At 60.6% G+C, this 20218-nt stretch carries 17 protein-coding genes; 4 read left to right on the top strand and 13 right to left on the bottom strand.

The window, feature by feature from the left end:
• Nucleotides 1-159: 159 nt before the first annotated feature.
• A complete protein-coding gene (locus AC1RQ9_RS07450; protein WP_193731455.1) occupies nt 160-756 on the top strand; it encodes a thioredoxin domain-containing protein in 597 nt (198 codons plus the stop codon).
• A gap of 382 nt (nt 757-1138) precedes the next feature.
• Nucleotides 1139-2158, top strand: coding sequence for an FAD binding domain-containing protein (locus AC1RQ9_RS07455; RefSeq protein WP_485986233.1), 1020 nt, complete (start codon nt 1139-1141; stop codon nt 2156-2158).
• Here the strand turns inward: AC1RQ9_RS07455 and AC1RQ9_RS07460 are convergent.
• Nucleotides 2095-2535 carry a hypothetical protein gene (locus AC1RQ9_RS07460; RefSeq protein ID WP_485986234.1) on the bottom strand — a complete coding sequence of 147 codons (441 nt, stop codon included), beginning with the start codon at nt 2533-2535 and terminating at the stop codon, nt 2095-2097. The two genes, AC1RQ9_RS07455 and AC1RQ9_RS07460, sit on opposite strands and share 64 nt — an antisense overlap.
• Nucleotides 2536-2945: 410 nt before the next feature.
• Here AC1RQ9_RS07460 and AC1RQ9_RS07465 point away from each other — a divergent pair, with 410 nt between their 5' ends.
• A complete protein-coding gene (locus tag AC1RQ9_RS07465) occupies nt 2946-3335 on the top strand; it encodes a hypothetical protein (protein ID WP_485986235.1) in 390 nt (129 codons plus the stop codon).
• 17 nt (nt 3336-3352) lie between these two features.
• On the opposite strand, the gene AC1RQ9_RS07470 is transcribed toward AC1RQ9_RS07465, so the two are convergent.
• The 5 genes from AC1RQ9_RS07470 to AC1RQ9_RS07490 form a co-directional block, all read right to left on the bottom strand.
• The gene (locus AC1RQ9_RS07470; RefSeq protein ID WP_485986236.1) at nt 3353-3610 is read right to left on the bottom strand and encodes a hypothetical protein; all 258 of its coding nucleotides are present in this window, start codon (nt 3608-3610) and stop codon (nt 3353-3355) included.
• Nucleotides 3607-5079: a PepSY-associated TM helix domain-containing protein gene (locus tag AC1RQ9_RS07475; protein ID WP_485986238.1), complete on the bottom strand. Its 1473-nt coding sequence runs from the start codon at nt 5077-5079 to the stop codon at nt 3607-3609. The genes AC1RQ9_RS07470 and AC1RQ9_RS07475 overlap by 4 nt, the downstream gene beginning before the upstream one ends.
• Entirely contained in the window at nt 5079-5354 is a 276-nt protein-coding gene (locus AC1RQ9_RS07480; protein ID WP_485986239.1) for a hypothetical protein, read from the bottom strand. Before AC1RQ9_RS07480 ends, AC1RQ9_RS07475 begins: the two co-directional genes overlap by 1 nt.
• 178 nt (nt 5355-5532) lie before the next feature.
• Nucleotides 5533-6174: an RBBP9/YdeN family alpha/beta hydrolase gene (locus tag AC1RQ9_RS07485; protein ID WP_485986240.1), complete on the bottom strand. Its 642-nt coding sequence runs from the start codon at nt 6172-6174 to the stop codon at nt 5533-5535.
• Between the two features lie 164 nt (nt 6175-6338).
• The gene (locus AC1RQ9_RS07490; protein ID WP_485986241.1) at nt 6339-6854 is read right to left on the bottom strand and encodes a thioredoxin domain-containing protein; all 516 of its coding nucleotides are present in this window, start codon (nt 6852-6854) and stop codon (nt 6339-6341) included.
• 629 nt (nt 6855-7483) lie between these two features.
• Here AC1RQ9_RS07490 and AC1RQ9_RS07495 point away from each other — a divergent pair.
• Complete coding sequence (locus tag AC1RQ9_RS07495; RefSeq protein WP_485986242.1) at nt 7484-7699, top strand: hypothetical protein; 216 nt, start codon at nt 7484-7486, stop codon at nt 7697-7699.
• Between the two features lie 278 nt (nt 7700-7977).
• On the opposite strand, the gene AC1RQ9_RS07500 is transcribed toward AC1RQ9_RS07495, so the two are convergent.
• From AC1RQ9_RS07500 to AC1RQ9_RS07530, 7 genes are all read right to left on the bottom strand, one after another.
• Nucleotides 7978-8739: a hypothetical protein gene (locus tag AC1RQ9_RS07500; protein ID WP_485986243.1), complete on the bottom strand. Its 762-nt coding sequence runs from the start codon at nt 8737-8739 to the stop codon at nt 7978-7980.
• A gap of 18 nt (nt 8740-8757) precedes the next feature.
• On the bottom strand, nt 8758-9435 hold the full coding sequence (locus AC1RQ9_RS07505) for a type 1 glutamine amidotransferase domain-containing protein (protein WP_485986244.1): 678 nt from the start codon (nt 9433-9435) through the stop codon (nt 8758-8760).
• A gap of 119 nt (nt 9436-9554) precedes the next feature.
• The gene (locus tag AC1RQ9_RS07510) at nt 9555-9776 is read right to left on the bottom strand and encodes a hypothetical protein (protein ID WP_485986245.1); all 222 of its coding nucleotides are present in this window, start codon (nt 9774-9776) and stop codon (nt 9555-9557) included.
• Nucleotides 9777-9848: 72 nt separating this feature from the next.
• Nucleotides 9849-10193 carry a hypothetical protein gene (locus tag AC1RQ9_RS07515; RefSeq protein ID WP_485986246.1) on the bottom strand — a complete coding sequence of 115 codons (345 nt, stop codon included), beginning with the start codon at nt 10191-10193 and terminating at the stop codon, nt 9849-9851.
• A gap of 89 nt (nt 10194-10282) precedes the next feature.
• On the bottom strand, nt 10283-10636 hold the full coding sequence (locus AC1RQ9_RS07520; protein WP_485986247.1) for a hypothetical protein: 354 nt from the start codon (nt 10634-10636) through the stop codon (nt 10283-10285).
• Between the two features lie 296 nt (nt 10637-10932).
• The gene (locus AC1RQ9_RS07525) at nt 10933-11178 is read right to left on the bottom strand and encodes a hypothetical protein (protein ID WP_485986248.1); all 246 of its coding nucleotides are present in this window, start codon (nt 11176-11178) and stop codon (nt 10933-10935) included.
• A 190-nt stretch (nt 11179-11368) separates the two neighbouring features.
• The gene (locus AC1RQ9_RS07530) at nt 11369-19963 is read right to left on the bottom strand and encodes a GH36-type glycosyl hydrolase domain-containing protein (protein WP_485986249.1); all 8595 of its coding nucleotides are present in this window, start codon (nt 19961-19963) and stop codon (nt 11369-11371) included.
• Between the last annotated feature and the right edge of the window lie 255 nt (nt 19964-20218).

Genomic DNA, 20218 nt, shown 5'->3' on the forward strand with positions numbered 1-20218 from the left:
TATGTAACGGATATGTCACGTTTATTTTCAAAAGGCGCAAAAGACCGACCTGGCATCTGGATTATGCCGGATGAATGGCGGTAGGATCATTCCATCCCGTGCATGGACAGGCATGGGGCATGCGTTTTTATTTTCCACACAGCAGTGGCAGGCCGACCAATGGAAATACTCGTGGTTTCATCTTCCATATGTACGCTGGTCCTGCTGATGGCGGCATGGACGCTGTGGCAGCTGCTGCGGCAGGTCCGGCAGATGTTCCGTGAAATCCCGCCTGTCGGCGCGCTGATCAGTGCTGCCGGTCCCCAGCCGGGCGACCGTTGCCCCGACCGGGCATTCCATACCCTGGCCACGGGCCGTGATGTCGTGCTGACACAGGGCGCGCCCGCTGGCCGGCTGGTCATGTTCGTTGCATCAACCTGTCCCATTTCGCGCAAGATGATTCCGATCGCCCGCATGTTCTGCCAGCGGGAGAAACTGGAACTGCTCTTTGCAGGCGATGATACGCCGCAGATGCAGCAGGCCTTCGTCAGCAGCCAGCATATCGACCCGGAAAAATTCATAAACGACCCGGACCTTGGCCGCATCCTTGAAGTGGACAAGCTGCCATCCGCCTTCCTGCTGGACGGGCAGGGGCATATCCTTTCCCGTGGTCTGGTCAATAACCGGGAGCACCTTGAAAGCCTGCTCAACGCACAGGAAACCGGTTTCCGCACGACCCAGGACTATCTGGCGGCACGCAAGGCACAGCCCGCGTAAATCCAGCGACCTGATTGCGATACGCTGCGGATGCGGGTGACATGCCGTTTCGCTGGATGATGATATGAATGCCACACTGTCGGGCGCCATGGTTTCATGGTGCCCGTTTTCATATGCATGCCATTCCCGGATCCGGCGTAGCGGGTAGGGCAACTGTCCGCGCGGGAAGACCAGTGAAAAATGGGGTGTTTCCGGCCGATGCACCCCTGCGTCAGTCCCATGTTCATGAAATCCCGAATATTGGTATGGAATGGCAAGACATAAAACCGGCACATTTCATGAATAAGTGAATGATTGTAAGGGGCCTAACCGGCAACCCTGCTGCCGCCCCGAAGTTGGGAAGGCGTATTGGAACGGTTCCGGACTTTCCCAGGGGGATGGCATGAGGGCATTTTTTTACAGCAGGCCCGATACGCTGGCGGCTGTCGTAAGCGCGCCGCCCCATAGCCGTTACCTTGCCGGAGGGACCAGCCTGATCGACCTGATGAAGGTGGATGTCGAACGGCCCGAACATGTCATCAACATCAAGGCGCTGTCGCTTGATGCCATCGAACCGTTGCCCGGTGGGGGGCTGCGGCTTGGTGCGCTGGCGACCAATGCCCGGACGGCCGCCCATCCGCTGGTCCGCAGGCACTATCCCATCCTGGCCTCCGCCCTTCTTGCCGGAGCCAGCGCGCGCATTCGCCACGTTGCCACCAACGGGGGCAATATCAACCAGCGTACGCGGTGCCACTATTTTTATGACACGAATGCCGCATGCAACAAGCGCGCGCCCGGGACGGGATGTGCGGCGCGGGGCACACCCAACAGGGTCCATGCCGTACTGGGCACAAGCGCTGACTGTATCGCGGCCTTCCCGTCCGATATGTGCGTGGTGCTGGCCATGCTGGATGCCACGATCAACCTGTACGGACCGCAGGGCGCGCGCCGGGTTCATGCGCGGCATTATCATCGCCTGCCGGGCAATACGCCATGGCTTGAAACCGTTCTGCGGCCCAGTGAACTGGTTCTGTCGATTGACCTGCCACCGGTTTCGTTCGGTCATCATTATACCTATCTCAAGATACGTGACCTGAATGTGCTGGCGCTGGCCGTCGTCTCGGTTGCGGTGGGGCTGGAAATGGATGGCGATGTCATCCGGCACGGTCGGGTGGCACTGGGTGGTGTGGCCAGCAGGCCATGGTATGTTCCCGAAGTTGAAGATATGCTGTGCGGCAGGCGGCCTTCACGCATCCTGTTTCGTGATGTGGCGGACCGCCTGATGCAGGACGCCGAGGTGGACCGGGAAAATGCGGCCAAAAGAACCCTTGCGCCACGGGTGATCCAGCATGCCTTGTGTCAGGCCGCAACCGAAGCACCCCAACCAGATGGGAATCTGCCTGTCTGGTCGTGCTCTGACTGAGAAGCTGCTTGAAAATAACCGATTGATAAAAAATAAAAACTTTTGGTTACCGTCTTTTTTAAAAAAAGCGGCGTTCTTCGAATTTTTCTGAAAAACGCTTCACCAGAAACGCTCGTATGATTGCAGGATATTTCCTGATCTGACTTTTCAGACAGCCCTGCATACCCGACGGACAGTCCCCCATCATGGCGTATGCAGGCATTTTCGCGTAACAGGACAAGCCATTCGTCGCGGCAGGGAGCATGCAGGTCGGGATTGACCATCACTGTGGCAGCAGGCGGGAAAATGGCGGCCGGGATCTGGTATGCGGAGCCGATCCGTGGCCTGCTATAACAAACCGGCATAACATCATCATGCCGGATGGACAGGGGGACCATTATGTCCCTCCTGCCACGAGCAGCATGGCCTCCGGCATGGCGTGACCCAACGGATTATGGGGCTGCATTGGCATCCATGTCGTGATCCATCGGATATCGGGAACCCGTTTCAGGTCAACGGACTTATGCATTCTGCCTGCCGATGTTTTACTATTTCACTGGGGCTGTTCCTGTTTGTTGTCATGAATTATATTTATGTAATGTGATATTCATTACCCACACTGCACCATAAATTTTGGTTTATCCTATTGCCATTATTAAGATATGTATTTTCCTCTGGCTGTACCTGTGGTCATGCAAGGTTTTCATGCCTGTTTCCCGGAATGAATAGGATATTGATACAGTAGTGTGACAATCCGCCATTGTTTTGTCGTGACGTGATATCAGGTTAAGGGAAAAGGAGTAGGGTAATGAGGCATATGAAATCCCTGACGATGGCACTGACCGTCGTGGCGCTGGCCGCGACACCGGTTCTGCCGCTGTCCCATGCACATGCGCAGCATGGCCCCGGTGGTGGAGGCCCCGGCGGCCATGGTGGTGGCCACGGTGGTGGTGGCCCAGGATTTGGTGGCCGGGGTGGTCCCGGTGGTCCGGGTGGTGGTCCCCGCGGCGGTGGCTGGGGTGGCGGTCCACGTGGCGGGGGCTGGGATCGTGGTCCCGGTGGCTGGGGCGGCGGCCCGGGATGGTATGGTGGTCCGCCGCCATATGTATATGACGGTTATGGTTACCCCGTGTATCCCGGCTACTATGGTTATCCCTATGGCGGGTTCGTGGGTGGATGGGGGTGGGGTGGCTGGTAAAGCCATTCCTGCGTGCTTCACTTACGGCGTGACGCCAGCCACAGGGCTATGCACAACCCTGCGATGGACAGGCTGGCGAACCATATGAGTACACCCGTCACCCCATCTATCCGGGTCGCCAGTGCCAGTGCGACGGCCGGGAATGCAACCCGGCCAGTGATCGCCATGCGTTGTTCACGCGGGGCAAGCATGGTGAAGCCGTAGCGGTGCGGGTGCAGCCGTGCATGGCATGAAAATGCTAGAAGCCAGAGCAGGAAGGTGGCGAAAAAAATCATTTTCCGTCACCTTCCAGCCTGCGGCGGACAGACAGGGCAATAACCGCCGCCAGCAGTCCCGTGCCATCTATCGCGGCATGAATGGCCGGCAGGTTATACACGGCCCGTGGGCAGGCCAGGATATCAAGCACGGGCAGGCCGCCCCCCAGTAACGCGATCAGGCGCAACTGCGGTCCCCATGCCCTGTTCATGCATCTGCCTGATGCGCACAGGCTGGCATGTCCGATGCACAGGATCCATATGCCCAGAAAACAGGCGACTTCCATACGGTCCCGGCCCACCATGCTGGCCGGTAGCAGGCGGTTGCACCACAGGAACGCCAGTATGCTGACAGGCAGGCCGGTCAGGGTGGTGATGGTCAGGCTTTCCCCCACACGAAAACCGATCCGGTGTCCTGATCTGCTGCGCCGTTTCATCAGGAACAGCACAAGTCCGCTGGCGATCATGGCCGTGGCGCACAGGCCCGATACAAAATACAGCCAGCGCAGGTCCAGACAGGCAAAACGCGCATAATGCAGGCCATGCATGACCTGCATGGTGTGGGCGATGTGGCCCGGCGTTGTCGTGGTGCCCATCAGGTGACCATCCGGCAGATGAAAATCGACATGGTCACGGGTCAGGAAAGGGCCGGAGGCATCACTGGCATATATGCTCAGGTGATCAGGGGAAAACAGGATGAAGCCCGCATCACGTCCCTGCAGGCTGTCGCGTGCTGTTGCCAGAAGCGGGGCAAGCGGTGGCAGGGGGAGCGGAATATCCGGCGCGGCCCTGGTGTCCGATGAGGGTGCTGTTTGCGGCTTTTCATGAACAAACAGGTCTGTCAGCGGTGTGGCAGGCAGGATCAGGCCCGCATTGACCAGTACGCCGGTGTAGATGATCATGATGGTGAAGGGCAAGAACAGTACACCGACCAGCAGGTGGGCATCCAGCCACCCGCGCAGGCGCGCGGCGGACAGGCGCAACCTTATGATATCGGGAACAAGCGCACGGATATGAATGACAATCCCAGACCCGATGGCGACAAGCAGGATAACGCCGACAATATTGACGATACGGGTGCCTGTCGTCCCTTCCAGCAGGGTATAGTGGAAACTGAAGAAAAAAGTCCCCCCCATCGTGGGGCGGACCGGGATGGGCGTGCCGGTGCGGGGATCAAGCAGCGTGCCGACAAACTGTCGCCCATCATAATGCAGCACATCAAGGGTTGGTGACCGGGCGGAGGGCAGGGTCAGGAAAACCGATGCTCCATGAACCTGCTGTTCATGGATCAGGCTGGATGCGGCATTCAGGGCGGTCCCGGTCAGGGGGGCATTGGCCGGTACCTGGTTTTCAGGCTGCATCCATCGCGTGATTTCCGTATCGAACACCGACAGGGTGCCCGTCATGAAAATGCATACGGCCAGCAACCCGACCAGAAAACCTGCCCAGCCATGTAACCACCCCATGCGGGTACGCAGGGTTTCACGCATCAGGAAACCAGCAGTCCGACAATGATCGCGACACATCCGGCAATACACACGCCCAGCAGGGCCGCATATGCGCTGAAACACAGCACGATCAGCACCGGCAGGCAGGCAAGCGCAATGATCTGGCCCAACTGGACCATGGCATTGCCGCCCGGCATGCCCGCAATGTCCATCATTACGAAATGGGCAACAGGATACGAAACCAGACAGGCCATCACGATACCTGTCACCCGGTTGCGTGTCAGGCGTGTCCGGCTTTCTGTCCTGTCTGTGGTCACGACGTCCCCTTTGCCTGATGGTCTGATACATAAATGCGACGCATTTGCATCATGTCTATGCCATGAAAGCACCGCCCATGCGAAGGGACCTGAAGCATTTTATTTTAAGGTACGTTCTCCCCACGGCCATGCATGGGGACGGACTGACCGTGTCAGGTTTTTATCCGTGCGCCGCCATCTACAGTGGAGGCGTGGTGTGTACGACAAGGGAACGGGCCAGACCATCCAGCGCCTTCATGCCATCGGGCCACAGGCCAAGATGGGCATGATTGCCGATATGACCTACCGCACCCGCATTGACCAGCGTTGCCTGCCACTGCGTCGCAAGGTGACGGGCGCGGGACATTGACAGCCATTCATCATCCTGACTGGCCATGAGCATGGCAGGAAACGGCAGCGGTGTTGCTGGCAGCGGTCCAAAACTGGCTACCCGTCCTGAATCGGGGCCGTGATGGTGGTCAATATCCGCCGGTGCGACCAGAAAGGCCCCGGCGACGCCATCCAGAGCGTGTTCACGCGCCATGCGCACGCTTAGTACGGCGCCCAGACTATGGGCCACCAGAATGACAGGCTGGTGGCAGGCGCGTAAGGTCTGTTGCAGTTGCCATTTCCAGTCCGGATAGGTCGGACGTGCCCAGTCAACCTGCCGGACACGATGCACCGTAATCCCGCGCGGGCGTAAAAACAGTTCCCAACGTGACTGCCAGTGACATGGTCCCGATCCATCCAGGCCGGGTACGATGACTATGGAAAACCCGGCAAGGGCCTGTACCAGCGCATTTTCCACGGTTGTCCCGTGGTCGGGGGCGTGTAGTGGCATGACTGCCCTGGGCATCGGGTCCGGATGTGTGAGAAGGGGCAGGGACATCTTCGTCACTTTCGGCAGGATGATCAGTGAATTGTGGAAACGTCGGGAATGATGGTCTGCTGGCTGTCACGCATTGCCCGGATGCGTGTGCCCACCAGCCCCCGTTCGGTCTTTATCTATGCCGCGCGGGGAATGTGTCTGCGTGGCGCGCAGCCAATACCAAACCCACGTGCTACGTGTATGACCGTAGTAAAATCCTGCTCTGTCGCTGGGGAATGGAGCAGGGTGCTGCGAACCGTATTATCGGGATCAATAATAAACACGGCATGTTCCTCCAGTGCCGGGTTTTCTGGCCCGACATCCACTGCAACACCGCGCCACAGACTGGCAATGTGGCCTGATTCATCATGAATGACCGGGAAATCCGCCGTCGCTGGCAGCGTGATGGCGGAAGGATGGAGCAGCATATCCGCAAGACGCGGGGAACGTAGTGGTGAAAGAGCCAGCAGGCGCACGGGTTGTGGGCAGGTGCGCGCCCACTGTATCCCGGCCCGCAGGCTTTGCGTGCCATAATCCGCCGGATGGGTCAGGACAATGCGCCAGCACCCAAGGCCCCATGCATGGAAACGGATCGGGCCCATGGTGGTCTCGGTCGTGAAATCCGGGGCTTTCCAGCCGGGTGAAATGGCCATTGCCTGTCTCCTTGGATGGGCAGAAGCGGGTGGGCGGCAAACGGTGCGTGGGATCGTTTCATGAGACCCCGCTGGCCGGTCTTTTTCCGATCCACGTTCAGGGAATCAGTTATCCTGTTTGATATGTGAATTATATAAACACATCAAACGAAATGTGCATATGAAAATTGTCATATAAAAATATAACAAAAAATTATGATATTATGGACGGGTGTTTCCTGGCTTCTGATCGCGTGGACAGAATGGTGCGGCCATGCGCGGGTGCATTGGTCAATGCGTGGGAATAGATAGAGAATTTACATAACATTATGTTAAAATGGAATAATTTATTAACGACACATAAAATGCATAATATTATGATATATAAATTATTCCACTATATATATGTTATTATGTGTTGACGTATATCACCCGATGTGTATGATCCCTGTTGAAACGCCATACAGGTCAATAATCACGCGGGATGATGATCGATGATCCAGCCAGCCATGCGAATGCGTAGCACCGATCGATGTCGCACCATTGCTGCCGTCCCCATTGCGCGGGTGGCCATTCCATAAAACAGCCGGCGGAAATTCTGCTGGCAACCGTCCGCATTCCATTGCGGACATGCAAGGGCAGTCTTTTCAATGCTTGAATCACGTATCATCGAAATCGACGGTACTTTTCTTGGTACCGTCATCCTTGAAGCGGATCGCCAGACACGCCGCTTTTACGCCACGCATGACAGCGTGCGGGCGTTCCATAACCATACCCTGAAGGGACATGATGACGTGGCCCAGCAGGTCGCGCGGCTTTATCGCCGGGCGCATGCAGACGTGCGCATGACTGCGAGGGCTAAATAGCCGCGGCCATATATTAATGGTTGAAGGGTGGGGGGAACGATAAAGACTATTTGGAATGAATTTTTATAAATAATAAAATTTTTTGATATCAATTTTTTTTCATAAATACGATATTACTTGACGATTTTTAAAAAATATTACCAGAAAAATCTTTATAATGCGTAGGCTGTTCCACAGGCAGGTGCATGAAAAACAGACGTGCTACAGCCTGGACGGAAAAAACCGTCCGGGCTGTGGTTATCTGTTGTCCATGCAGGATTATGACCATTCAGTACGGATCAGGCTGGCTGGCCCGCGGGTGGCGTCAGCCGACCGGGATTGGCCTTCCAGTCACGCAGGGCTTCCTCGCAATAAGGCAGGACTTCGAACACGGCCATCATGCCCAGCGCGCCCAGTGCATAGGGCAGTCCCAGCGGCACGCGCTTCATCCGCAGCGGTTTTGACTGGATGACCCTGCGGCCCAGCAGCGCCTGTACCTGCGGCCAGTGCAGGACAGCGATCAGGGCGACGGCCAGCAGCGGCACCATCTCAAGGAAGCTGTGGACATGCTGTTCCATCGGCTGGACTTCCCGACGGGTCACGGCATAGCTGACATCCCACATGGCTGTCGCTTCATGCACGAAGAATGATGCGATCATGAACGACAGGACCGGCGCGTCAATTTCCAGAAACAGCCCGGCCAGAACCGGAAATGCTGCTTCCCCCAGCATAAGCAGATGAATGCCAGTTTCCTTCAGCCCCGTAGTGTGTTCGATATCCGTCCGGCGGTGACACCACCAGTCCGTCAGGCCCGATGCCAGCCAGACGGGTATGACAAAATACTGTATGACCCGGCGCGCGACGTGACGTGTGGTATCGGTTTCCACCGGTTCGTCTTCGATCGGTCTTTTTGCCTGCATGGCGGCTGGCGGGTCTGCGGCAGCAGGTTCATCCACCCTGCGCCCGCGCCACCATGCAATGAATCCGGCCCCCAGCGTCACTGCCCCGGCACAAAGCATGGTAGACGCGTAATATCTTAAAAAAGTGCGGTTTTCCATCATATCCTTGCCCCTTCCATCCTATTGCGGGGCGTGATGGGGGGCCGCCGCGAAAAGCGCGACAATGGCTGGACAGAAGGCTTTCAGGTCATGGGGATTGCGTGATGTAACCAGTGCGCCGTCGGTGACCACTTCCTCATCCACCCAATGCGCGCCCGCATTGGTCAGGTCCGCACGCAGGGAGGGCCATGACGTGATCCGGTGCCCCCGTACCCCGTTGGCATTGATCAGCGTCCATGGCCCGTGGCAGATGGCGGCGATCGGTTTGTCAGCCTGGACGAATTCGCGCACGAACCGCACGGCGTCGTCATCCATGCGCAGGTGATCGGGACTGGTGGTGCCACCGGGCAGGACCAGCCCATCAAAATTGCGCGCATGGGCCTGTGCCACCAGCAGGTCAACCGGATAGCGGTGGGTGGGGTGAACATCCGCCTCCATGGCCTGGATCGAACCATGGGTGGGGGAGACAAGGACAGTCTGCGCCCCGGCCTGCCGCAATGCCGCAACCGGTTCGGTCAGTTCCACTTCCTCCACCCCGTTGGTGGCAAGGATGGCAATGGTCCGACCCGCCAGCCGACCGTGACGGGGCGTACCCTGTGTTGCGATATCGGGTTGCATTTTCCCATCGGGCGGCGTGGTGTCCGGCACTGCTGCCATATTGTCTGGTGTGCGGACCGTATTGAACACATGGTTGACCATGATCGTTCTCCGTCAGCTGTAAAAGGTTGCGGGGCGCGCGTTTTCTGCTGCTGTCCCGCACGCAACCTGCTGGCGTCATAACGACCGGTCCGGATGGATGTTCCCCCTGAATATGCCTGTCATGAAGAGGCAGGCATTTCTGCCCTAAAGGCTGTTGGGAAATAAATCATTGATAAAAAATAAAAAGTTTTTGGCTGCTGCCTTTTTTCAAAAAGGCGGTGTTCTTCGAAGCTTTGGGGGAAAAGCTTCACCAGAAACTTCTTTATGGTCGCAGGGATCTGCACCGCGCTGAACTGTCCGACCGTCTTCTGTTTGTAAAAAACAGGGCGGGATGTATTCATTTCTGAAAATACATCCCGCCCCGGCTGTATGGATGAACATGACATATGAATTTCGTGGCCCGGACAAAGGACTTATTTGCCTGGCCCCGTCGTGCGCCCCTGTGAGGGGGGGTCACTTGCAGGAAAGCTTTCATCCAGCGCTTCGTCGCGGCCTTCGTCTTCCTGTTTTTCGGCCGGGGTCTGTGGTTTTACCTTGTCGGGATCTGGTCTGTCCTGCATGGCCATGGCTCCTTGCGGGTATGAACGCCCGTCCGCCAACCGGTAACGGGCGTTGTTGTTAAGCGGGGGTGGCGGCCGGTCCGGTGTGTCAAATGGAAGCGGGTCCTGCGGTCCCGGCGGGGGATAGTCGCGTGGGTGGAATGGACCGGGCGGTGGCAGCGGTGGCTGGCCGCAGGTATGGGGAAAAGATGTAAACATGACCGTTCTCATCTGACTTGCGTATGGGAAAGCGGGCCTGCGTCGCCTGTTTCCCTGCCGGTCGGACCGGGCGTATTTTCAGTAATGTTTTACTGTTCACTACTATCTGCGGGCGAAGGGGTCTTGTTTCCGCCATGGCTGCCGCGGCCGTAACTGTCGCGCATGCGCTTGTGGTGTGTTGTTTCATCATTGGTCGGCGGTTGCGTGCCGGGCTGTTCCTGCACGGTGCGCGGGTTGTTCCATAACTTGTCCGACGGTTCCACCCGCTGGCCGTTGCGTGATGTGGCGGAAGGCGGGTTCTTGCCGACTTCCGATGCGGCGGAACCGGCCGTTGGCGCCGGGACGGTTTCCATATCGGTCTGTGCCATGGCCATGACGGGGGTCATGACCGGCATACTGGCCATGATTGTCGCCAGCAGGGCAGAACGCATTGTGTTTGCCATGGTATCGTATTCTTTCATTCATGAAGATGGACTGACCACAAAAGCATTCATGGATCGAAAGGTTGCATCCTGTTTGCAAAGACTGGGCGAATACCAGCCATACAGGTGAAGTTGATAAAGAAATCAACCATGCGGCGGGATACGAATACATGCGCCGATGTAACGGTTTTCCCGCATATCATCAGGTCTCGATGACGCGGGTTTTTCCCATATCCGGTGCATCTGTCCGCAGCCATGCAACATGACAGGCATGGCAAGATGACAGCGGACCGGGAAAAGGCCGTTTGCGTTGTGTGCTATTGGTCTTTCGCCGGTGTGTGATCGTTGGCGTGTTCGTCACAGCCGGCCTGATCCTGATGCCTGCCCTTGTGGCTGGTGGCCTCGACCCGCTCATCATTGTCGCGGGTGGATTCCGGTTCGTCCTCGCCCGCGCGGGGCTGGCCGGTGCTGGTGGTCTTGCCATCCGGGGTGTGGGTGGCATCGCCTTCGGGTGCATGCAGGGGATAAGGGCGTTGTGCATGAACATGCGGTTCATGGGACATGATCGTTCTCCATTACGGAATTGGGGTCGCCTGTATATTCCTGTCCGGTTCATGGGAATGACAGAATGGTTCAGGTGCCCCCGTGTCCGGTTAACGGATGGCCTGTTGAATGGTTTTTCGGTTTTTCTTCCCATCCTTTCACGAATGAATATCTGGCGGATGTGGACAGGCAATGGGCGATGGCATGCATTCATGTGACGGTCTGCGGGCCTAGCGTGACTGTCACATCATGGGACTGCCCATCATCCACCATGTCAATCGTGCCGGTCGCGGGCAGGGGGGTACCGTCGCATGTGACATGGCTTATGCCACGGCAGACATGGTCAGGATTGTTTACGGTAATGTGATAGATTGCCGTGCGCCAGCGCACCGTTGCCGTGAATCCGGGCCATTCATGGGGGATGCATGGGGTGACCAGCAACTGCGTGCCATGGATACGCAGGCCGAGTATGGTTTCGGTTCCCACGCGCTGCATCCATCCGGCCGATCCGGTGTACCACGACCATCCACCCCGGCCCACATGGGGTGGGCGTGAATAGATGTCGGCCGCGACCACATAGGGTTCCAGCCTGTAACGGGCCACATCTTCGGGTTTGCCTGTGTGGTTGATCGGGTTCAGCATATGGAACAGGCTGTGGGCGCGATCGCCATCGCCCAGTACCGCCATGGCCATGGTGGTCCACAGGGCGGCGTGGGTGTACTGGCCGCCATTTTCGCGTATGCCGGGCGGGTAGCTGCGGATATAGCCCGGATCGGGACCAATTGCGTCAAATGGTGGTGTCAGGACAAGGACCAGTTTCTCGTCAGGCCGGACAAGCCGCGCCATGGCCGATCGCATGGCATGTTCCGCCCGTTCGGGCAGTGCGACGCCCGACAGCACGGACCATGACTGTGAAATCGCGTCGATCTGGCATTCCGCGCTGACGTGTGAACCAAGCGGGGTGCCGTCATCAAAATAGGCGCGCAGGTACCAGTCGCCATCCCATGCGGCTTCCAGCGCCGTGGCAAGGGCGCTGGCGTGGTCCTGCCATGCCTTTACCCGCGCCCCGTCCCCCCGCGCGCGCGCCAGCGGGATGAAGGTCATGAGTGCGTCATGCAGGAACCATCCCAGCCATACGCTTTCGCCACGGCCCCGTTCTCCTACGCGGTTCATGCCGTCATTCCAGTCGCCCGTGCCCATAAGCGGCAGGCCATGCGCGCCGACCGCAAGGCTGTGGTCCAGCGCGCGGGCGCAATGTTCAAACAGTGTGCCGCTCTGGTCGGATGTCGCGGGGATCATGAAACGGTCATGCTCGGTAATGGGCAGTTCGGGTGCCTGCAGGAAGGGTATGCGCTCATCCAGCACGCCCGTGTCACCTGTCGTGGTGACATAATGCGCAACCGTGTGCGCCAGCCACGCGCAGTCATCGGAAATATGGGTCCGCACGCCAGCACCCGTATTGGGCAGCCACCAGTGCTGCACGTCCCCTTCGACAAACTGCCGGGACGCGGCCCGCAGCAGGTGCGCGCGCACGCGGGCGGGACAGGACAGGGTCAGCGCCATGCCGTCCTGCAACTGGTCACGGAAGCCATAGGCCCCGCTGGCCTGGTAGAACCCGGCCCGTGCCTGCACCCGGCTGGCCAGCGACTGGTAAAGCAGCCAGCCATTGAGCATGATATCCATCGTGCGGTCAGGGGTCTGGACCTGTATGCAGCCCGTTACCGTGTCCCAGTGCTGTGTTACGGCTGCCAGCACATGGTCCGGACTGGTCGTGCGGTACTGGCCGATCAGGCTGCGGGCATGCTCGGCATCCGTGCCTTCACCCAGCAGGAACATGATTTCCGCCCGCCCCCCCGGTGGCAGGGTCACCATGGTCTGCACCACGCCGCACGGGTCCAGCCCGGCTCCCGTCGCCCCCTGCACGCCACCGGCACGGGTGAAGGCAAGGGGATGGTCCATGTTGCCGTTGGGACCGATGAAGGCAGCCCTGTCCCCTGAACAGGCGGTCAGGTAGCCGCCGATATCGGCAAAGGCGACGCGGTCCGCATATTCGGCGTTCCAGCGGTTGCGGGCGAACAGGGCGCCGGTTTCCCCGTCACGTTCGGTCATGACAAAGGGGGCCGCCGTGCTGCGCGCTGGCCCCAGCACCCATTCCACATAGGCGGTGACGGACAGGTTGCGCGGCTGGTCTGACTGGTTATGCAACTGTATGCGCGTGATCTTGACCGGGTCCGATACCGGCACGTACTGCAGCAGGCAACTGGCGATCCCATGCGCCACACGGTCCAGGCGCGTATAACCGCGTCCGTGGCGGGTGACGTAGGTGGCCGCGGCGTCACGCCGGGTGGCGGCGGTGGGACACCACAGGGTGCCGGTGTCCTCGTCACGGAAATAGAAAATTTCGCCTGGGTGGTCACTGACCGGATCGTTCGACCATGGGGTGATCTGGTGTTCGCGGCTGTTGCCCGACCATGTATAGCCGCTGCCTTCCGCCGAGACCTGAAAGCCGAATGTGTCATTGGTGATTACGTTGACCCATGGCGCGGGCGTGGTCTGGCCGGGGCCAAGCACGATCACGTATTCCCGTCCGCTTTTGGCAAAGCCACCATGGCCATTGAACAGCTCCAGTTCGGGCACCGGTGGCACGTCAAATGCGGCAGGCGACGGCGGGACGGCAGGCAGGGCAGGCAGGAACTGTCGCGCCCGTGGCCTTTCCCGCTGGTCAAGCTGTGAGGACAACGTGTGGTCTGCATCCAGCACCACGCGGGCCACCGATATGATCAGGTGGCGTACGGCCGGCGTAATCAGGTCGGCGCGCAGCACGCGCACGGAACCGGCGCCGCCCGGCGCGCGCGGGGCTGTGCGTACAAGCTGGTCAAGCGAGACCTGGAGGTCCTGCAGGTAGGACGACGGGTGCTCGTTCAGGATGACAAGATCCACCGCCAGTTGCTTGAGCCGGAAATATTCATGCGCCAGCAGCAGGGCACGCACGATATCCGTGCCGGAATTTTCGCGCACGCGCAGCACGACAATCGGCAGGTCGCCCGAAATGCCCTGTTCCCACAACAGCGGCTGTGCGCCGGCCCCATATGCGATCTGTGCGGATGCTGCCCGTAGGCTGGGGGTGGCGAATAGGATATGCCCCGCCAGCCGCTGGAACAGATCCGCCATGGCGGGGGCAACATCCAGATGACGCAACTGCACCTGCGCCTGTGTCCATGCCAGCGTGCGCGCGCGTTCGAACGCGGCATGGTCCTGATGCGTGTCGATCAGGTCCAGCAGGGCCGCGCGGCTTGGGGCGACCATGGTCCAGAACGTGATGCGTGCCATGGCGCCGGGGCGGATGGATGCCCGCGCACGGATGGCAAGGAGCGCATCAAGTACCGTCCCGGTCGTGCCCGACAGGGGGGCATGCGTGGTCATGGCGGCGGGACGGCGTGCGTCATGCCTGCGGCCGATGAAGCGGGCGCGGTCCGTCTCGATCTCGATGGGACTGTCACACAGGGCCAGATGGGCGACCCATATCTCCGGCTCGTCGCCCGTGCGCCTGCGGCGGGTGGCGATCAGGGCGCGGGACTGGGGAATATATTCGGTTTGCACGAACAGCTTGGTAAAGGCGGGATGGGCAAGATCGGCATTCTGCGCCAGCAGCGCCAGTTCTGCACAGGACGTGATGTCAATATCCAGCGTTTCGCCGCCTGCGTTGAAGACCGAGACCTGTCGCGCTTCCGCATCGTCCTCGGCTGATACCAATACGTCCAGCGTGGTGGTAACCGTCCCGTCACGCCGGGCGAATTCGGCACGGTCTTCATGAAAGACCACGGCATATTCATCCGGTGTGCTATCGGTGGGCTGCAGCCCCGCGGACCACAGGCGGCCTGTCCTGCGGTTGCGGATATACAGGTACTGGCCGTATTCATCCCGCGTTGCGTCCTCGCGCCAGCGCGTGATCGCCTGTCCCTGCCACCGGCTGTAGCCCGATCCTGCCGCCGTCAGCATGACTGCGTAACGTCCGTTGGACAGCAGGTGCGTGACCGGGCCGCCCATGTCGGCGCGGTCCACGTAACGCCCCGCAGGGGCTGCCATGGTCGGGGCGGGGGCATGGGTATCATCCTCGGATGGCAGGGGACGGGCAACCGCGCCTGTGCGGGGCGCGCGTTCCTGCAGCAGCAGTTCAGCCGCGGCAATGACCGGGTCATCATGGAAACGCGCGCGCATGATGCCATTCATGACCGTATCGGCCACCGCAAGGATGGACATGCCCTGATGATGGGCCATGTAGGCACGGATGACCGCGACGCGCTGGTTGTCGGGAATGCGGTCGGGCGTGTAATCCAGCGCTTCATACAGGCTATACCGCCCCAGCGCCCCGGTTCTTTCCAGTGTATGCAGGTTGGCCACCGCTTTCTGCGGGTCGATCATGGCGGCCAGCATGGTGGCGTAGGGGGCAACCACCGTTTCCAGCCCCAGCCCCCGTTTCAGTCCCAGCCCGGGTATGCCGAAATTGGAATACTGGTATGTATAGTCAAGGTCGCGCGCGTTATAGGCGGATTCCGATATGCCCCACGGAATGTCGCGGTCCTGCCCGTAGGCGATCTGGCGCTGCACGATCAGCCGGTTGGTCTGTTCCAGCAGGCTGCCCATGGGCGCGCGCATGACCAGCGAGGGCATGAGGTACTCGAACATCGACCCCGACCATGAAACCAGCGCCGCCCCGCTGCCCACCGGCGTGATGGACCGGCCAAGGCGGAACCAGTCATGGGCAGGCATGTCACCCTTGGCAATGGCGAAAAACACAGCCAGCCGCGCTTCGGACGCCAGCAGGTCGTAGCAGTTGGCGTCCTGCGTATCCTCCGCCACAAGATAGCCGATGGACAGCAGCTTGCGCGACGGGTTGCACAGAAAGGCAAAATCCATGTCCTGCGCCATGCGCCGCGCCTTCTGCGCCACGGCGTCCAGCCGCGCGCCCAGCGTTGCGTACAGGTCCGCATCAAGGTCGCGCAGGTGGCTTTCCAGCGTGCGCATCGGGGCCGTGGCCCAGAACATCTGTTCGGCGGCATCCTGCCCCTCTGGACCCGATGATGGTACAGGCATTGTCGCCACGTGATCCAGAACCGTGCTGGCCTGATGGTGCAGGGCGGACAGTTCCGCCACCGACCGGCTGGCGCCAGCGGCCAGGACGGCATTCTTCAGCCCCGTCAGCAGCCGCAGCAACTGCCGTTGTGCCGGCGTATGGGCCACACGCCTGCCGTTATGGAAGGTCAGGTCGGCAATGGCGATATTCAGCGCATCCGTGATGCCCTCGCGCCATGTATCGATTTCGGGACCGTTTTCCAGCCAGCGCTGGCATGCGCTGGACAGCGCGATGAGGTGACCGGCCAGATTGCCGCTATCGACGCTGGAAATATAGACCGGATCAAGCGGGCGCAGGTCATCGGTGGCATACCAGTTGTAGAAATGTCCCCGGTAACGCGCCATGGTTTCCAGCGTGGCGAAGGTCGCTTCCAGCCGGGCCACGGTATCGGCCAGGCCGATCCAGCCGAAATCCCGCGCACTGGCGCAGCACAGCAGGTACAGGCCGATATTGGTGGGCGATGTGCGCCGGGCCAGCACGGGGGCGGGATCTTCCTGAAAATTGTCCGGCGGCAGCATGTGGTCCGCAGGGGTGGTAAAGGTTTCAAAGAAACGCCATGTCCGCCGCGCGGTCATGCGCAGGATGCGGATATCGGTGCGCGAAGGGCGCGAACGCGCGGCAATGACCGGCGTGCGGCTGGCCCACATCGCCACGGCGGGGGAAAGCCCCCACAGTGTCGCGATGGGCACGGACATGAACAGGCTCCATGGCGCCCAGATGATCGTGGCCATGACGCAGCCCCCACCCAACAGGGGGGCGGTGGCCATCCGCCCGTAATATCCCGCGAGGCCCGAATTCATGAAGCCCGCGATCTGGGCGGCGGGCACCCATTGCAGCAGATGGCGGCGCGTGATGAGCACGCGGACCAGCGTGCGGACGATCGCATCCGTCATGATGATGGCCTGATGGGCAAGAAAGGTGATGGTCAGGAAGGTCATCACCGCTGCCTCGGCGCTTTTCGCACCGATTACGCTGAGATAGCTGCGCAGCGTGATCCATTCCCGCCGGGGCACGATATCGGGCAGCACCGGCAGGAATGCTGGCAGCGCCAGCGCCAGCAGGATGAATGTGGTCCAGACCACGGCGGCATGGAACGGCAGCAGCCACCCCACCACAAGTGTCGCCAGCGCCAGTGGCATGCACAGCGTACGGCGCAGGTTGTCCAGCATCTTCCACCGCGCGATGCCCGAAAGCCGGGCACGGACGGGCACGCTGCGTGGCGGCAGGCTGGATACGATCCATGGCAGCAACTGCCAGTCACCCCGTGTCCAGCGGTGCAGCCGTTGGGCCGCGACCAGATAGTCGGTGGGAAATTCCTCCACCACCTCGATATCCGTCACCAGACCGGCACGGGCGAAAATACCTTCGAACAGGTCATGGCTGAGCATGGCGGAATCCGGCACCCGCCGGGCCAATGCCGCCTCGAAGGCATCGATATCGTATATGCCCTTGCCCGCGTACGACCCTTCGCCAAACATGTCCTGATACAGGTCGGACACGGCGGCGGAATAGGCGTCGATACCGCTGGCGCTGGCGAAAATGCGCTGGAACAGCGTGCTCTGGTGGCCCACGGGCAGGGACGGCGTCACCCGTGGCTGCAGGATCGCGTAGCCTTCATGCACCCGTCCCGATACAGGATCGAAGCGGGGCGTGTTGAGGGGATGGGCGATCTTGCCAATCAGGCGGCACACGGTTTCCAGCGGCAGGCGCGTATCGGCGTCCAGCGTGATGACATAGCGTATGTCCGCTGGCAGGGCATGGGCGGGGGGCAGGAAGGTCGTGTCCACAGCCCCGCGCAGCAGGTGGTTGAGTTCATGCAGCTTGCCGCGTTTGCGTTCCCACCCCATCCAGACGCCTTCGCTTTCGCACCACACGCGCCTGCGGTGCAGCAGGTAAAAGCGCATGCCATGCGGGCCGTGCCCGTATTTCTGGTTGAGGCGTTCCATACCCGCGTGCGCCAGCGCCAGCAGGCGCTGGTCATCAGGCGCATCGGCGCTGTCATGGTCGGTCCAGTCGGTCAGCAGCGCGAAGTGGACCGCGTCATCACGTACGGTCAGGTAATGGACCTCCAGCCGCGTCAGCAGTTCACCCACGGTTTTTTCCGTCGTCAGCAGCGCGGGCACGACCACCATGGTGCGCAGGTGTGCAGGGATACCGTGCCGGAATTCCAGGCCCGGCAGGGTCGTGGCATGCACCGCCTCCAGCGCCAGGCGGTTGACGCAGGCGACCGCTGCCTCCGAAACCGGTATGAAGGCCAGCGCGGGCAGCAGCCACGCGGCATTCATGCCGGTCTGCCATGTCAGCCACAGCGGAATGGCGATGAACAGCACGGTCAGCAGCGTGACCACGATACTGTAGGCCGCAATTCCGTATGCGCAGAACCCCCGCACCATCCGGCGCGCCATGGTGGGCCGGAAACGGATGGCGGCTTCCAGCGCGGGCCGCCCGGCCATGAGCAGGTAATAGCCCGGGTCAGCGCGGCGCGGGTCATCCGTACCGGTGGCCTGTGCCGTGCGTGCCATGGCCACCGCCTGTCCGGCTATGGCCATTTCGGTCAGGCTGCTGCCACGGGCCAGATCCTCTATGGCCTTGCGGTACAGGTCCCGGCTGGCGAAATCGGCCTGCGTGAAGCTGTCATACTCGGCAAAAAGTCGGTCGATGAGGCAGACGCGACCGAATGCTTCGGTCCAGTCAAGGCCCGCGATCAGCCGCAGGCTGGTGATGATGTTGCGTATGGTGGCGTTGAAGGTTCCCTGTTCATGCAGGTCATCGCGTACTGCATTGTCAATGGTGCTGCCCCGGTCCGCCAGACGCTGTTCCAGCCAGACAAGGGCAGGATCCTTTTCAGGGTCCAGCCCACGGGAACGGTGGGCCAGCTGTGCCGTAAACGCACAGTTGAGGATATGCGGGTCAACAGCGGCCAGAAAGCCGGACATGGCTGCTGGCGTGCCCTTGCGATAGGCGTCAAGCTGGTCGGCCAGCTGGTCGGCTGCCCCCCTGCTGGCGTTATTATCCATGATCGCGCCGACAACCCGGCGCAGGTTTTCGATCAGCACGATCCGCAGCGTGATCGAGACCGCCCATAGTTCCCCGATCGTAAGGGGCGTCACACTCTGGTATGCCAGCAGGTAATTATACAGGATTTCAGGCTGCAGGTTGCTGTCGGTATGGGCGATAAGCGCCCATGTCACGCCAAAGACCCGGGGCAGCCCGGCAAAGGGGCCATTGGCCAGCTTGGGCAGGCGCGCGTAATAACCGGCAGGCAGGTCAAGATCCGTCTCGCGTATCTGCATGTCCACCAGCGCGTAATTGTCCGCCAGCCATTGGGCCGCAGGGGTAAGCTGTTTTCCGTTCTGGATATCCTGTGCGATCCGTATGTCGGCGGCGCGCAGGAAGGCACCGTTTTCCGCCAGTCGACGTGACAGCGGCCGACCGTGCTCACGGCCATGCCCGTGGGGGGTGATGGTCTGGGCGGCGGCAAGGCTGCGGGCATGGGCTTCCAGCCGTTCCATGCCAAAGATCTCGCTTTTCAGCGGGGCGAAGTCGTCTTCCCATGTGGGTGGGGGCACACGGCCTAGCAGGCGTGCCAGCCATGGGTGCCGTGTAGGCCAGAATGCACGGTCGGGCTGAGGGAAGGTGGTGGTCCCGTCCATATTCTGCTCCAGTTTCATGCACATTCAGGCCTGTGGGCAGGCTGCTGCCGGTGCTGGCGTTCATTTCCGGAAAAGGCTTTTCCTTGGCCGTGGCGTGGGGGCCGTGGGCCCGCGCAGTATGCTCGGCGGCGCCGTGTCGGGCGGACGGGATGGCGCTGTGCGGGGGGCCTGCGGCATTGTGGTCCCGTTGCGGGGGAAAGGCCCCGGCGTGTCAGGCGCGGTAGCCGGTTGCGTCCTGTCGGACGGTGTGGACTGCCCCGGCTGTGCGGGTTT

Source organism: Komagataeibacter ossonobensis (assembly GCF_057359305.1).